Source organism: Microcystis flos-aquae FACHB-1344, assembly GCF_014698375.1.
GTDB lineage: Bacteria > Cyanobacteriota > Cyanobacteriia > Cyanobacteriales > Microcystaceae > Microcystis > Microcystis aeruginosa.
Genome location: NZ_JACJSW010000178.1, coordinates 13,085 through 26,776, shown reverse-complemented (window position 1 = coordinate 26,776; position 13,692 = coordinate 13,085). Strand labels below are relative to the sequence as shown.

Here is a 13,692-nt window from a genome sequence, read left to right as displayed (position 1 = left end):
TCAGCTAATCTAAGGATAGGCGGTTAAAATACCTCTTAGCTTAGAATCGACGTTAATTTAGTGTCGTTTCTCGATCAAAAGTTCTGTTTATCTACTGACTCCTGACTCCTGACTCCTAACTCCACCAACAAACTTTTTCAGTAAACCCCAATTACTTATATGCCAGAATTGCCAGAAGTAGAAACGGTGCGTCGCGGGTTAAATCAAGTTACCCAGGGCCAAAAAATTATCGGTGGGGAAGTATTATTACAGCGTACCCTAGCCTACCCTAATTGCGAGGCAACTTTTCTGCAAGGAATTGCTCAGACCACGATTAGCAATTGGCAGCGCCGAGGCAAATATCTCCTCGCCAATTTAGATAATGGTAGCAGTATCGGGGTTCATCTGCGTATGACCGGACAATTGCTCTGGGTAGAAGATACCACTCCCCTGCCGATTCATACGCGCTTACGCTTCTTTTTTGCCAATCAGCAAGAATTGCGTTTTGTTGATACCCGCACTTTCGGGAAAATTTGGTGGATTGCCGCCGATAAAACCCCAGAAACTGTGATTACCGGTCTCAAAAAACTGGGACTAGAACCCTTTGATCGCAATTTTACCCCCGATTACCTCTATAGTCACTGTCAAAAAAGTCGTCGTCCGATTAAAACTTTTCTCCTCGATCAAAATGTAGTCGCAGGAATTGGCAATATCTACGCAGATGAAGTTCTTTTTAAAAGTGGCATCCATCCCCAAACTGCCGCTAATCTCTTGAAAATTGAGCAAATAGACTTATTGACAAAAAACATTATTTCTGTATTGGAAACTGCAATCGCTGAAGGCGGAACCAGTTTTAGCGATTTTCTCCACGTTACGGGAGTTAATGGCAATTATGGGGCGATGGCCTGGGTTTACGGTCGTAATGGCGAAAATTGTCGCCTTTGCGGTGCAACTATTGCCAGAATTAAATTAAGTGGGCGCTCGGCTCATTTTTGTCCCCAGTGTCAAGTCTCAAGGGGAGAAGGGAGAAAAAGCTGATCACTGATTAGGGGCTGTGGCTTCAATTTTGTTATTTTCGTCGGCTAGGGTCTGAATCTCCTGTCTGTAAGCAAAAGGAGCGCGACTGAGAGCATCTTGAAAGAGGGGTTGAGCCTCTTGATTTTTGCCCTGTTCTTTTAGTACGATCGCCGCTGCCAAAATCGGTCGGAAATCGTTAACATCCATCTGTTGAGCTTGTTTATAGGCGTTTAAAGCTTCCGGATAATTTTGCTGCTCGAAATAGATTTTGCCTAAAAGTAACTGAACGGAAACGATATCGATTAAACTAGCAGGATTATTGGGATCGGCAGCAGCTTTTAAAGCGCGATCGAGCGTGTCTTTGACCAGACTAATCGCCTCGATCGGGCGGTTTTGGCTAAGAAATAAATTAGTTAATCCGGTCAAGGCCCGCAGCTCTTGGGGATGGGAGGCTAAAAGAGCGCGATAACTGGCTGTGGCTCCTGCATAGTCCTCTATTTGCTGTTTCGCTTCCGCCAAAAGTAGCAGATAATCGGATTGTTGGGGGTTAAGTTGCGCTAATTTTTCTAAAGGTTCGATCGCTTGCCTTAAATCGCCCTGCTGTAAGCGAGTATCTAATAATCCCCGCAAAGCCGTCTGATTATCGGGTTCGCGCTCCAAAACCATCTGATAACCCAGTGCTTGACTGGCTAATTCCTCTTGTTTGACTGCGGACAGATGACTCTGGCCCGAGGAGTGCTGACTTTTGAGAATAGAAGTCAATAGCGGCATGATCGAGAAGGACAACAAGGCAAATAACATGAGGACGAGACCGATGGACAGCCAACGACGGTGAGAGAGAGAGGCTTTCATAGACTGGGGTGCGAGGGGACAGAGAGGAAAATGTTCTGGAAATCTGGAGATTTGATGAGGGGATCGATCGAATTGGCCGCTCTTTATTAAGTACAATGGGCAAACGGTCAAGACTCAAAAGGGTTTTGACAAGGTTGACAGTCAAAAGATCATGGTTCTTAATATATTAGATGCCAGTAGAGTCGCCCTAGAGGGTTATTGTAACCCCCCAGATTGCGCTTTTGACTTGCTTGATTACTAATTTATTATGTGTCTCCGCCGCTAGGAGTGTGATATGAATCGTCCTGGGAATCGGTTTACCGAATCACCGAAAACCCCCCCGACTCCTGAAGTTCCACTTCAGGAAGTCCCCCTTGAGTCCCCCCATACTGAGGCTGATTTAGCCGTAGAGTCAGCCACCCCCGCAGAAGTCAAACGTCAACAACCGATCCCCCCTCCCAGTCATCTGCGGCAGTATCGGGCGATCGGTCTCGTCTATGGCCATTATCAGCGATCGGAGGAACAATTAACTAAAGGCAATATTTTAACTGCCGATGGTACTCTGATCGATTCTGTGATTCTCGGTCGGGTGATCAGTTTGGTTAAAAATCATCTCGATCTGGAAAAACCCCATCTTTGGGTGGTTTATCCGCGCACCCGTCAGGAAAATGATGCCCTTCATGTTCAGATTGTCGGTGTTTGGGAACCAGAAACCCTGAAAAAGGAGGATGATCAGGAGATAGAGCCTCTCCTCGCTTCTACCCCGGGTTATTTCTCGATTCGAGGCGAAGTCATCTTTACCGAACGGGAAAATCAAGCGGTAGTGGTCAAAATCCGACAAATGCCCAAAACTGAAGCGGACAAACCCAAGTTTTTTAAACTAAAATTGCGCGGCACTTTACCTGGTAAACCGATCAGTCGTTTTTGGGATTTTCAGGTACAACTGAAAGGAGATGCCTTAACCATTTTGGAAGGTTTAGACCTCGGTTTTGCCAGCAAGAAAAAACCGATGGGTAAGGGAGGTTTTAAAAAGCCTTTTGATAAAAATCGTCATCCCTCGGGGGAAGGAGAAAAACGACCTTTTACCCCCGGACAATCCCCTATCCCTCGGCCTTCCCGACCAAAACCCGTATCGGAAAACTAATTTTTTTCTAAGGATGGGTGAGAAACCCATCCCTAGTCTAGGATTTGGTTTTGGGAGCTATTTGATACTTAGTATTGGGAATATAAGCGCGAATGTTATAACTATAATCTGTTCCCAAAATCTCGGCGATAAAAACCGCTAACTGAGTGCCTAAAATCGCTTCATCGGCAGAACTAAAAGATTTATAATCTTCTATTAACCATTCTTGACCACCATTAACTAAAGTACATCTAAATGTACCAAGAGATTCGGCAATTTCTGTATGTTCTGTATAGTTTCTCGTTCTTACTTCCCCCCTACTATCTGCCCTCAAACACAATTGATTAAGTTCTGCATAAAATTTGGCAGGAATTTTGTCTAAATCACCCCCTTTAGTCACCCAATGCACAAAAAGATGAAAAGACCAAGGAAGATTGAGGTAGAGTAGATAAAATAAACCCAGAATAATTGTTAAATATAAGGAGGAAGTCAGGAATTTATCATATTTCCTTTTTCGGGATCGATTTAAACGTTTAGCTAAATCTAACTTTGATTTTTTCATAAATTTTAATGAGTCAAAAGTAATTCGTAAAAAGTAAGATGTATAAAAAAATCCGGCGTTTTGCTCCGATTATCCTGTCCTTGAGTTTATTTATTCTAGCGGTCTGGGCAATTAGTCAAGAATTTAAACACTACACTTTTGCCCAACTCTTGGCTAGTTTGGATCATATTACCACAAGTCGTAAGCTAGAAGCTATTTTTTGGATGGCTTTGGGTTATTTGTCGATGACGGGTTATGATCGCCTAGGTTTTTATTATATCAAGCATCCCTTAGCTTTAGGCACTATTATCCGCACTGCTTTTATCAGTTATGCTCTTGGTAATACCATTGGTTTGACCTTATTTTCTGGGACAGCAATCCGTTATCGTTTCTATACTCCTGCGGGGGTGGGGGTGGTGGATATTGCCAAAGTTATCACTTTTACCCATTTAAGCTTTTGGTTAGGAATGTTAGGCATTGGTGGTATAAGTTTCCTCCTCGATCCCCAACGGATTCCTCAACTTTTAAAATTACCTTTTTTAACTACTAAACCTTTAGGAGTAATTTTTTTATTCTTGGTTACGGGATATTTTTTCTTGACTCTCACCTATAAAAAACCAATAAAAATCGGCAAAGAAAACATCTATTTACCCTCTTGGACTCTTTCCCTAGCTTTGATTTTGTTGACTTTTATTGATTGGATATTAGCCGCTAGAGTTCTCTATCTTCTTCTCCCGGGCAGCTACAATACTTCGTTTTTAGGATTTTTCGGTCTCTATGTATTTGCCATGACGGCAGGGGTATTAAGCAATGTGCCGGGGGGAATAGGGGTTTTTGAGTTTATCATGCTGAGATTACGCCCCGAATATGTATCTAATGCCGAGCTTTTAGGCTCTTTAATCGCCTATCGAGCTATTTATTATTTCCTGCCTTTAATTGTCGCTTTTGTCTGGTTGTTGGGTTACGAGGCGCGCAGAAAATAAAGCCCGCAAATTAGCTTAAACGGACAAAAAGGTCCCCATGCCGTCATAGCTGGGGAGCATCAATCTAGTAGGCTAAAGTTTCTAAAGTTTCCCGTAGATAGGAACAAATGCGAGCATCAGCATCGTCTCTATTTTTACCTGATTCTAGTTGTTCTTGCTGCCAACGCCGAAAACCGGAACTAGCGGCGATGGCTTGTTTTAAATGCTCCCAAGTGTGATGATCTTTGTGAAGTGGGGTGTCAGAAAATGTGGTAGAGTTGCCCATCTTTACCTCTGGTGGTAGGGTTGCACCTTTTAACATAACTTAAAAATCGCTGAAAATTCTGATAACTGGGACACAATTAGGCAGAAAAAGGTGTTGCCTAGCGGGAAAGCTGCGGGGAGGCCAACACCTTTTTTGAGGAAATATAGCAGATTTTTAGGAGATTTTGCTGGTTTCTGCCGCTTCTTCCGCCTCCACTGCCGCGTTTAAAGCGACGGAGGGAATGGGGATAGGAAATACCGACGGCAGCTTAGCGGCGGCATCTTCAGGAGGCTGCCCGGAGTGAAAACGACGGTAACTTAAAACACCGGCTACGGTGATTGCTCCTGTAGCGGCGGCAACCCCTAAAATAAGTTTGTTAGCATCCACAGGGAAGGTGGTATTGCTGCCAAAAATGCCTTTAGCTTTAGCGAAAGCACAAGCGGAGGCACTGCCAGCATCAAGAGTACCTAAAACAATACCACTGACGAGGGTGGCACTAACGGCGATGGAGGTGAAAAAAGTTTTCTTCATAATTGCCTTGGGGATAGGTTGTCAATAGCGATTATCCTTGCATTATAGATATCTCCATCACAATTGTCTATGGGAGCATCTCATTTATGCAAGTGAGTAATTATACTTATCCCTAAAACTGTTTTCTAGCAAGGCTTTCAAAATAGCTTGACATAAAAACCTGATTTAGGGGTTACAAAGGTGAGATGCTCCCATTGTTTATTTTATTTCCGTTGGTGACATTGGGATAATTTTGTTTAAGAATCATGAATTATCAATATCGTGTCGGGGGTAGTCTTGCCTATAACCATCCTACCTATATCGAGAGAAATGCCGATCGAGAACTGTTAACGGCGTTGAAAAATGGTCAATTTTGCTACGTTTTTAACTGTCGTCAGATGGGTAAATCCAGTTTAAGGGTACGAGTGACTCATATTTTACAGCAATTGGGCATGGATTGCGCGTCCGTAGATATAACCAGTCTTGGTAGTAATGATAATTTATCCCAATGGTATAACGGGGTGATTACCCGTTTGTTTTTAGGATTTAATCTGACGGGAAAAATTAATCTTAAATCCTGGTTGCGCGAGCGAGAGGATTTACCTCCCGTGCAGCGTTTGGGACAATTTATCGAGGAAATTTTATTAGTTTATTGTCGGGGAGAGAAAATATATATTTTTATCGACGAGATCGATAAAATTCTCAGTTTACAGTTTTCTCTAGATGACTTTTTTTCCCTGATTCGTTATTGTTATAACCAAAGAGCGGAAAATGCCCAGTATGAAAGAATTACTTTCGCTTTATTCGGTGTTGCTACCCCCGCAGATTTAATTCGCGAAAAGACCCAAACATCTTTTAATATCGGCCAAGCGATCGAATTAACGGGATTTAATCTTGCAGAAATTGCTCCTCTAGCTGCGGGATTATCCAGTCAAAGTAATTATCAACCCGACTGCTTAGAAAAAGTTATTTTTTGGACGGGAGGACAGCCATTTTTAACCCAGAAAATCTGTCAGCTATTGCTGGAAAGTAATTTAGATATTGAGACGCTGATCAAAGAGAGAATTATTAATCATTGGGAATCTCAAGATGAACCAGTTCATCTGCGAACTATTGCCGATCGCTTGTTAAGAAATCAAGACAAAGCCGGTCGTTTGTTAGGCATCTATCAACAAATTTTAGAAAAAGGGGCAATCCTGTGCGATGATAGTCCAGAACAAGGGGAATTAAGGTTATCGGGGTTAGTGGTAAAAAAGGATAATCAATTAGTAGTTTATAATGCTATTTATCGAGAAATATTTAATCTCAATTGGCTGGAAAAACAATTAGAGCAATTGCGTCCCTACTCAGAAGCAATCGCCGCTTGGCAACAGTCTAATTATACCGATGAATCGCGGCTTTTACGCGGAAAAGCTTTAAATAATGCTCTCGATTGGTCTCAGGGAAAAAGCTTAAGTAATCTTGATTATCAGTTTTTAACTGCCAGTCAAAATCTCGATAAAAGAGAGGCAGAAATTAGCCTAGAAACCCAGAGGCAAGCTAATAAAATTCTAGCAATTGCTCACCAAAAAGCTACCAAAAGAATTCAAATTGGCTCGGTAATTTTAATTGCTTCTCTTTTGGGTTCTCTCTTAGCTTTTGTCCAGGTAAAACAAGCGTGGCAGCAAGTAGAAACCGCTCAACTAGGTATTCAATTACAGCGCCAGGGTGATAGTTATTGGCAACAATTTCAATTTGAACAACTAGAATCTTTAATGGCGGCCATGCAAGCAGTAAATAGTTTAAAAAATATCGTTACTGATGGGCAAACCTTGAGTAAATATCCTGCTACCAGTCCAATTATTACCCTGCAACAAATTTTAGATCGCATTCAAGAAAAAAACCAACTGCAAGGACACCGAGGAACTATTTATAGTGTTAGTATTAGTCCTGATCGTCAAAAAATCGCCACTGCTTCTCAAGATGGAACGGTAAAAATTTGGAATCAAAAAGGTGAGAATATTCAAACTTTGACAGGTCATCAAGGAGCAGTTTATAGTGTTAGTTTTAGTCCCGATGGTCAAAAAATCGCCACTGCTTCCGAAGATAAAACCGCCAAAATTTGGAACTTGCAAGGGCAAAATTTAGTCACCTATCCTGACCATCAAGAATCAGTTTATAGTGTTAGTTTTAGTCCCGATGGTCAAAAAATTGTCACCACTTCCAGGGATAAAACCGCTAGATTATGGAATTTATCAGGTGAAACTTTACAGGTATTTAAGGGACATAAAAGATCGATAGATGCAGCTAGTTTTAGTCCCGATGGTCAAAAAATTGCCACCGCTTCCCGGGATGGTACGATTAAAATCTGGGATTTATCAGGTAAAATTATCTTGAGTTTAGGTCAAGAAAATATTGAGGCTTTTTATAGTGTTAATTTTAGTCCCGACGGTCAAAAAATTGCTGGAGCAGCGGCCGATAAAACTGCTAAAATTTGGGATTTACAGGGAAATTTAATAGCTACTTTCCAGGGACATCAAGATTTTGTCAACAGTGTTAATTTTAGTCCTGATGGCAAGTTTATAATTACTGCATCTAGTGACGGTAGTGCTAAAATTTGGGGAATGCAAGGGGAAGAAATAACTACTCTCAGAGGACATCAAGAATCAGTTTTTACTGCTGTATTTAGTCAAGATGGAAAACAGGTGGTAACTGGATCGAGTGATGAAACGGCTAAAATTTGGCAACTGAACAATTTAAATCAAGCTAGGGCCGATAATACCAGTGTTAGCATTAATTCCCAGGGCAGTATTATCGCTATTGCTAATAAAGATGGTCAGATTACTTTACTCGATTCCCAGGGGAAAAAAATTAGAGAATTTGCCACAAAAATGCGTTCAATCTATAGTATAGCTTTTCATCCTGATGATAATCAGATAGCGATTACAGGAAGAAATGGAAAAGTACAAATCTGGAGCAAAAAAGGAACAATGCTTCAAGAATTTACTGCTAGTCAAGCACCGATTTATAGTCTTGCTTTTAATGGAGAGGGAACAGCAATAATCACGGGAACAAGCGAGGGAAAAGTTCAATACTGGCATTTAAGTAATTATCGGCCTCAATTAATTAATTCCTGGACAGCCGATGATAATATTATCTATGATTTGGTGTTTTCTCCCGATCATCAAAAAATTGCTACTGCTGCTCGAGGAAAGATTAAAATTTGGGATTTACAGGGCAATCTTTTAAAGGAGATTAAAACTGATTCTTTTCCCGTTTATGGAGTTAGTTTTAGTCCCGATGGTGAAAAAATCGCCGCTATTTCAAGGGATGGTACAGCTAGACGCTGGGACAGGGACGGAAATTTGCGCTCCGAGTTTAAAATAGAAGAAGATATCGTCTATGGGATCACTTTTAGTCCTGATAGTCAAGAGATTGTGATTATTGCTAGGGATGGTCAAAAGCATCGATGGCCCTTAGAAACAGAATATAATTATTTACAAAAATTGCTCGATCGAGGTTGTCTTTGGTTAGAAGATTATCTCGGGAATCGTCCCGAAAAACGAGAAGCTCTATCCCCCTGTACTAGGAAAATAAAACCATTCACATTTTAAACTTGGTTTGACTGGGTGGGGGGTGAAGGTTAAATTAATTAGTTAATTTCTTGATCTCTTCGGTTTGTCTTATGCAACGGACAGGGTTATAAGGGATGAAACCCTTATAGAAACAGACATTACTGCGATTTTTGTCAATTGTTTGCAATCTGGAGCGCACTAATCAATTAAATCTCTTGCCAGATCAGGATTTAGTCGATTTATGCCTCCATATAGAATCATACCAAGTAACGAAGAACCCAACATTTTTGGTTTCAGCGCTAGAATTTTATCTAATGACCTTTTGTCAACGAGAGAGTCCAGTTATAATCATTGTCTTTGTGTCTTTGCTACTCTAAAAATTTCTTGAGCTGTTGCTGAACCGACAAAACGCCAGTGCCAAGGTTCATAACTAACACCTTGGAAATTGTTTTTCGGAAATGATAGTTCAAAGCCATATTGAGCAGCGTGAACTTCTAGCCAGCGATAGGCTTCAGTAGAGTCGAATGTCAATTTGAGGACAGTATTAGGACTTTTACCGTCACCAACATCGAGAGCATAGCCTGTATGATGTTCGCTGAAACCTGGAGGCGCACTCAGTTTAGAGGCTGCTTTCTTGCTTCCTTGGCGTTGAATTTGTCGCTCAAACAGCTTTTTTTGATCGGCAACTGAGCGAAAGCCAGAAACAGGAACGATCTCAATTCCCTCTTGTTGAGCGGCTAATTGCATCTGTTTAAACATCTCTGCCGCTTCTCGATTTAGATATGCTTTACGTTCGTAGAAAATACCAATTTCCACTAAATCATTAGCATTTTCTTCGTATTTTATATGAAAAGGAATTTCAGTTTGGTTAGGAAGTGAAAGTACAGTGTAATTCTTGGGAGGTGGCGAAGATACTGAATAGATATCATCAGCACCAGTAACCATCTGTTTGGGCGAAGGAACTGGCAGAGCTTTGGATGTATTTGCCAAAGGATAAGGTCGCTGTAAGGGAGGCGTTAGAGTATTTTTAGGGATAGGAGCAGGGGAATTTAGAGAAGTAGAAGAAACTGAAGGCGAGGTAGAAATTGTAGCAGTAGTTGGCGGTTCAGCAGGCTGTTTAAACCCTAAATAAATCGATACACCCATTACAACAATTATAGGAATAATAAAATATCGAAAAGCTGAAATAAAAGATTTCATATTAGTTGTAGTAATTGTGTGCAGTTAATTATGGTCATACTAGAGCTAGTCAGAACTAATTAATTGAGCAGCAATCCAGCCTGTCGTACCGGACTGAGGATGATAGACTTTATACCACTGATAACCCCCTCTATCATAGCTACTACCCAAAATTTTTACGCGATCGCCTGTACGGACAGTTCCTACCACCCCATAAACAGTTCCAGCGCCAGAACGTATATTTTTAGTTCCTGGAGTACCGCTCACTGTAGCATTGGTTCCGCTGGACGAAACTTTTGGTGGAGGTTGAGATTGAGGTTGGATTTCCGGTTGACTTGGATAAGTAGTTTGACCATCAACAGCAAGTAAATTACCAGCAATCCATCCATCTGCTCCCGATTGGGGAAAATAAATATGATACCAAGTGAAGTTATCGCTATTTCTAGCAGATTCGATAACTTGAACGCGATCACCTGGATAGGCAATATGTCTTGGTGCATATTCTAAACCAGGCCCCCTGCGAATATTTTTCTTTCCTGGTTGTCCTACAATTGTGGCATTAGTATTATTGCTGGTGCTAGGTTGTTGTCGAGGAGGAGGAAATGAAGTTGGAGAAGGTGGCGAAATAGGAGGAATTGAAGGGGCAAAAGTTGTAGGAACTGGAGTAGGCTGAGTTAAATTTGGTGTTACATCTGGTGTTGGATATGATGTTTGTGTCGATTGTGGCTGCAAAGTAGAAAAGCTCGGTAGATATTTGCTTAATGCTAAACCAGCTAAGACAAATATGCCAAGGATAATGCTGCTAGTGATTATCGGTTTGTGCAAATCTTTTAATCCTGAATTAGCGTCTTTAGTTGGAGGCTCAGGAATAGGTGTATTGTCGTCTGGAGAGATTGGGGAATCAGGTATTTCTTTAGAGATTGTCTCTGGAGTATCTTGTGATTTGAGGGGTGAAGTTATTAAAGTTGTTGGAATTATCGGCGTTGGCGAAATCAGTATAATCTTATCATTTTGTTTGATTTCTACATCTCCAAAGGTTAAGCTATCTCTCAATGTTTCTTCTGTCCTTTCTAAGACAACTTTACAAGGAGGTTTTTCTGGCAAGCCTAAAAGCATCTGTGCGGCTTCACGAAAGTCGCCTATAGTTTGATTGGGTGAAACCCCAATGGTTCGCTCTGTATTTCCACTTTGAAAAATTACCTGAATTTCAGTCATTGTTTTAATTTATATGTTATTAACTTGTCTTTTTGTCATCATTGTTGAGCAGATTTGTTTTGTTTTTAGAATCGAGATCTAGGTGAGTTTGACTAGATGTCAATCTCACCTGTTCTTCAAATTGTAGAATTCCTCTTTCTTTGTCTTTTTTCGGTTGCATTAATTCCAGAATACTTTCAACTTTTTCTAGAGAAGGATTAAGAATTTCTACCTCCAAATGTTCTATTTGTTCGTCTAAAGATTTTAGTTCATCTGGATCTGCTAGATCTGCATCCGCGATAATTTTTAACCGGCGCTCATAAAGTTTGTTAAGTTCATCAGATTTAGCTTGCTCCCTTCTTGATGACATTTCAAGTAGCTTCTGACGCTGCTTGTTCCTGGCTTCAAGTTGTTCCTTAGCTTCATTAATTTTAGCTATTTCTAATTCTTGCTGAGTTTTAAACAAATGTTCTTCTTGCTTAGTACGAGTACGGGTAAGATGACGTATGTTAATATCTAGACCATGTTGCTCAACAACGCTTTCTTTTGCCCACTGGTTAATGTATCGTTCCATAGTAGATAAGTGTTGAATATCTCTATACATGAGAAGTTCGCTATCAACAGTTACTAATTTAGCATTAATACTTTTTTCAATAGATTTTTTAATATCATCTAGTCCAAAAATCTCATTTTCTATGGCGTTAACTCTTTGATTAATTCCTTCAATTTCTTCTCTATTATCTTCTAGATCCCCCATACCAATTAATTTTGAATGTTGCTTTTTCAAAGCATCAAGTTCTTCTCGCAACTGTAACTGCGACTTCTGCCTAGACTGAAATCTAGATTGAAAGGTGTACCAACTTCCTTGTTCAACACTTATAATTTTGAAATCTCCTTGAAATTTAACAGTATCTCCACCAGTCAAGGAAGGTACTTGACATTCAAAAAAGCCTATCATCCCCATCAATCTTTGTAGATAATCAACGATTTCTGTTTCTTCTGGAATAGGAACTATACTGCCAACTATTGCACCAAAACGCTCTTCTAAAGCTTTTTTGACTGCATTTTTTAGTTCTTGCTCAACCGATTTCTCACCGGGAGCAGGTTCATAGAAACGCATATAAAATCGCTCTGGATCAACAGTACGCAAAATCTCTCGAGTTGTACTATTAACTGTTTCTCGCATTAATTCTTTGATTTGATTAACTGTTTGATTGAGATCGTCCTTAATTTTAGTAAAACTCTCAAATTTTGCTGTTACCGTAGTAGTTAATTTTATTTTTATTCCAGATTGATTAGTTGAAAATTCTGCTTTCTCATTCTTTATTTCTATTTTTTCTTTGAGATAAGTATGCTCCATTTGGGGAAGAGAAACAATATGCTTAATCGCATAACCAATTGCATCCGCTTCAGATAGCATTTCTTTTTTAATTTCTTCAGATTCTTTTTCAAAACTTTCCAAAATATCCGAATAATTTTTCTCAAGCAACGCAGTTTTAACAATTTTCTCTAGTTTGCTCTTAGCCCAAGCTTGTAAATTAGGAGATTGGGCTGATATATAGCGCCTGACATCTTTAGGGAGCATCTGAAGCGTATTTTCAACAGATACTGGCTTGCTATATTTTTGAACGGTACAATTAATCGCACAGTGAATTTCTACTAGCTCTTTGGGAAGTGCACCTAAAGCAACTTTCTTGCTGTCGAGGTATAGATATCCTACCTTCCAACCTTTCTCATTTAGAATCTCATCTAAATGAGAAACTAATCCATTTCTTACCGTATCCTTTAATTCATAGTAGAATTGGCTGATCGTCGTACTTTTAAGCAAATATTTATTAATTTCTTGTTTAGTCAATTTGATCAGTGATATTTCCCAACCATCGCCTAAATTAGCTTTTGCCTTCAATCGATTGGCAACAATGAGTTTAGTTTTAAACTGAAGTTCTAGTTCTTCATCCCAATCGGAAACGCGGACAAATATTTCTTGTCCAAATTCATCAAGTTGTTGTTCATCTTGATCGAGAAACAGTCTGAAATCAATCTTTAAGCCGACTTCTTCTTGAGCAGTTCTCTTTAAATCATTCTGTAGCTGGTTGACTGTGTTCGGATAATCATCGATAAATTCAGCGGCTCGATCATCAGTAAGTTTAGCGATCCATGCTTGAATTTTCCTGTCAAGTTCACTTCCAGGAGAATGATCACCACAGAGAGATTGAGCAACTTTCTCCTCATTACCAGCAGGGCAACTAGCACGATAAGCTGCACAAATACCAAGTTTTCGATTTTGAGCAAAATCTGTTATCTCAACAAGTATTTTTTGGCATTCAGCAATATTTGTAGCATCATTATTGTTAGCTACTAAATAATAGATTATGTTTTTTCCACTAAACAAGGGTATTTTGGTGATGATTGTCTTTGCCGTTTTATCAACAATTACAATTTTTTTTCTGGAGTCTTTGATCTTAGCTTGGCTGGATGCCTCAGCTTTATCGATTTCCTTAATAACTTTATCTAGGATATGTGACTGGTTCATTGTA

At 40.0% G+C, this 13,692-nt stretch carries 11 protein-coding genes; 4 read left to right on the top strand and 7 right to left on the bottom strand.

From position 1 onward, the window contains the following. The first annotated feature begins 159 nt into the window (after positions 1-159). Entirely contained in the window at positions 160-1,017 is an 858-nt protein-coding gene (locus H6G48_RS17060) for a DNA-formamidopyrimidine glycosylase (RefSeq protein ID WP_190722621.1), read from the top strand. Here H6G48_RS17060 and H6G48_RS17055 read toward each other — a convergent pair whose 3' ends face one another. After that, positions 1,018-1,848, bottom strand: a complete 831-nt coding sequence (locus tag H6G48_RS17055) for a tetratricopeptide repeat protein (protein WP_190722620.1) — start codon at positions 1,846-1,848, stop codon at positions 1,018-1,020. 274 nt (positions 1,849-2,122) lie between these two features. Between H6G48_RS17055 and H6G48_RS17050 the strand changes: the two genes are divergently transcribed. After that, positions 2,123-2,971: a hypothetical protein gene (locus tag H6G48_RS17050; protein ID WP_190722619.1), complete on the top strand. Its 849-nt coding sequence runs from the start codon at positions 2,123-2,125 to the stop codon at positions 2,969-2,971. Positions 2,972-3,008: 37 nt separating this feature from the next. Here the strand turns inward: H6G48_RS17050 and H6G48_RS17045 are convergent, their stop codons facing one another. Continuing rightward, a complete protein-coding gene (locus tag H6G48_RS17045) occupies positions 3,009-3,512 on the bottom strand; it encodes a hypothetical protein (protein ID WP_190722618.1) in 504 nt (167 codons plus the stop codon). Between the two features lie 38 nt (positions 3,513-3,550). Here H6G48_RS17045 and H6G48_RS17040 point away from each other — a divergent pair, with 38 nt between their 5' ends. Then, positions 3,551-4,474 (top strand): lysylphosphatidylglycerol synthase domain-containing protein, encoded by a 924-nt coding sequence (locus H6G48_RS17040; protein ID WP_190722617.1) that lies wholly within the window; start codon positions 3,551-3,553, stop codon positions 4,472-4,474. 64 nt (positions 4,475-4,538) lie between these two features. Here the strand turns inward: H6G48_RS17040 and H6G48_RS17035 are convergent, their stop codons facing one another. Together H6G48_RS17035 and H6G48_RS17030 are read right to left on the bottom strand one after the other, a co-directional pair. Further along, the gene (locus H6G48_RS17035) at positions 4,539-4,775 is read right to left on the bottom strand and encodes a hypothetical protein (RefSeq protein ID WP_002738997.1); all 237 of its coding nucleotides are present in this window, start codon (positions 4,773-4,775) and stop codon (positions 4,539-4,541) included. A gap of 117 nt (positions 4,776-4,892) precedes the next feature. Further along, on the bottom strand, positions 4,893-5,249 hold the full coding sequence (locus tag H6G48_RS17030) for a hypothetical protein (protein ID WP_190722616.1): 357 nt from the start codon (positions 5,247-5,249) through the stop codon (positions 4,893-4,895). 245 nt (positions 5,250-5,494) lie between these two features. Here H6G48_RS17030 and H6G48_RS17025 point away from each other — a divergent pair, with 245 nt between their 5' ends. Further along, positions 5,495-8,821: an AAA-like domain-containing protein gene (locus H6G48_RS17025; RefSeq protein ID WP_190722615.1), complete on the top strand. Its 3,327-nt coding sequence runs from the start codon at positions 5,495-5,497 to the stop codon at positions 8,819-8,821. Between the two features lie 309 nt (positions 8,822-9,130). On the opposite strand, the gene H6G48_RS17020 is transcribed toward H6G48_RS17025, so the two are convergent. The 3 genes from H6G48_RS17020 to H6G48_RS17010 are packed head-to-tail and all read right to left on the bottom strand — an operon-like array spanning position 9,131 to position 13,688. Then, positions 9,131-9,982: a M15 family metallopeptidase gene (locus H6G48_RS17020; RefSeq protein WP_190722614.1), complete on the bottom strand. Its 852-nt coding sequence runs from the start codon at positions 9,980-9,982 to the stop codon at positions 9,131-9,133. Positions 9,983-10,027: 45 nt separating this feature from the next. Then, positions 10,028-11,176: an SH3 domain-containing protein gene (locus H6G48_RS17015; RefSeq protein ID WP_190722613.1), complete on the bottom strand. Its 1,149-nt coding sequence runs from the start codon at positions 11,174-11,176 to the stop codon at positions 10,028-10,030. Between the two features lie 19 nt (positions 11,177-11,195). Further along, positions 11,196-13,688: a coiled-coil domain-containing protein gene (locus H6G48_RS17010; RefSeq protein ID WP_190722612.1), complete on the bottom strand. Its 2,493-nt coding sequence runs from the start codon at positions 13,686-13,688 to the stop codon at positions 11,196-11,198. Positions 13,689-13,692: the final 4 nt, after the last annotated feature.

What these genes read in the sequence shown, in the direction of transcription:
- H6G48_RS17060 (WP_190722621.1), top strand. Translation starts at nt 160, where the DNA reads ATGCCAGAATTGCCAGAAGTAGAAACGGTGCGTCGCGGGTTAAATCAA.
- H6G48_RS17055 (WP_190722620.1), bottom strand. Translation starts at nt 1,848, where the DNA reads ATGAAAGCCTCTCTCTCTCACCGTCGTTGGCTGTCCATCGGTCTCGTC.
- H6G48_RS17050 (WP_190722619.1), top strand. Translation starts at nt 2,123, where the DNA reads ATGAATCGTCCTGGGAATCGGTTTACCGAATCACCGAAAACCCCCCCG.
- H6G48_RS17045 (WP_190722618.1), bottom strand. Translation starts at nt 3,512, where the DNA reads ATGAAAAAATCAAAGTTAGATTTAGCTAAACGTTTAAATCGATCCCGA.
- H6G48_RS17040 (WP_190722617.1), top strand. Translation starts at nt 3,551, where the DNA reads ATGTATAAAAAAATCCGGCGTTTTGCTCCGATTATCCTGTCCTTGAGT.
- H6G48_RS17035 (WP_002738997.1), bottom strand. Translation starts at nt 4,775, where the DNA reads ATGTTAAAAGGTGCAACCCTACCACCAGAGGTAAAGATGGGCAACTCT.
- H6G48_RS17030 (WP_190722616.1), bottom strand. Translation starts at nt 5,249, where the DNA reads ATGAAGAAAACTTTTTTCACCTCCATCGCCGTTAGTGCCACCCTCGTC.
- H6G48_RS17025 (WP_190722615.1), top strand. Translation starts at nt 5,495, where the DNA reads ATGAATTATCAATATCGTGTCGGGGGTAGTCTTGCCTATAACCATCCT.
- H6G48_RS17020 (WP_190722614.1), bottom strand. Translation starts at nt 9,982, where the DNA reads ATGAAATCTTTTATTTCAGCTTTTCGATATTTTATTATTCCTATAATT.
- H6G48_RS17015 (WP_190722613.1), bottom strand. Translation starts at nt 11,176, where the DNA reads ATGACTGAAATTCAGGTAATTTTTCAAAGTGGAAATACAGAGCGAACC.
- H6G48_RS17010 (WP_190722612.1), bottom strand. Translation starts at nt 13,688, where the DNA reads ATGAACCAGTCACATATCCTAGATAAAGTTATTAAGGAAATCGATAAA.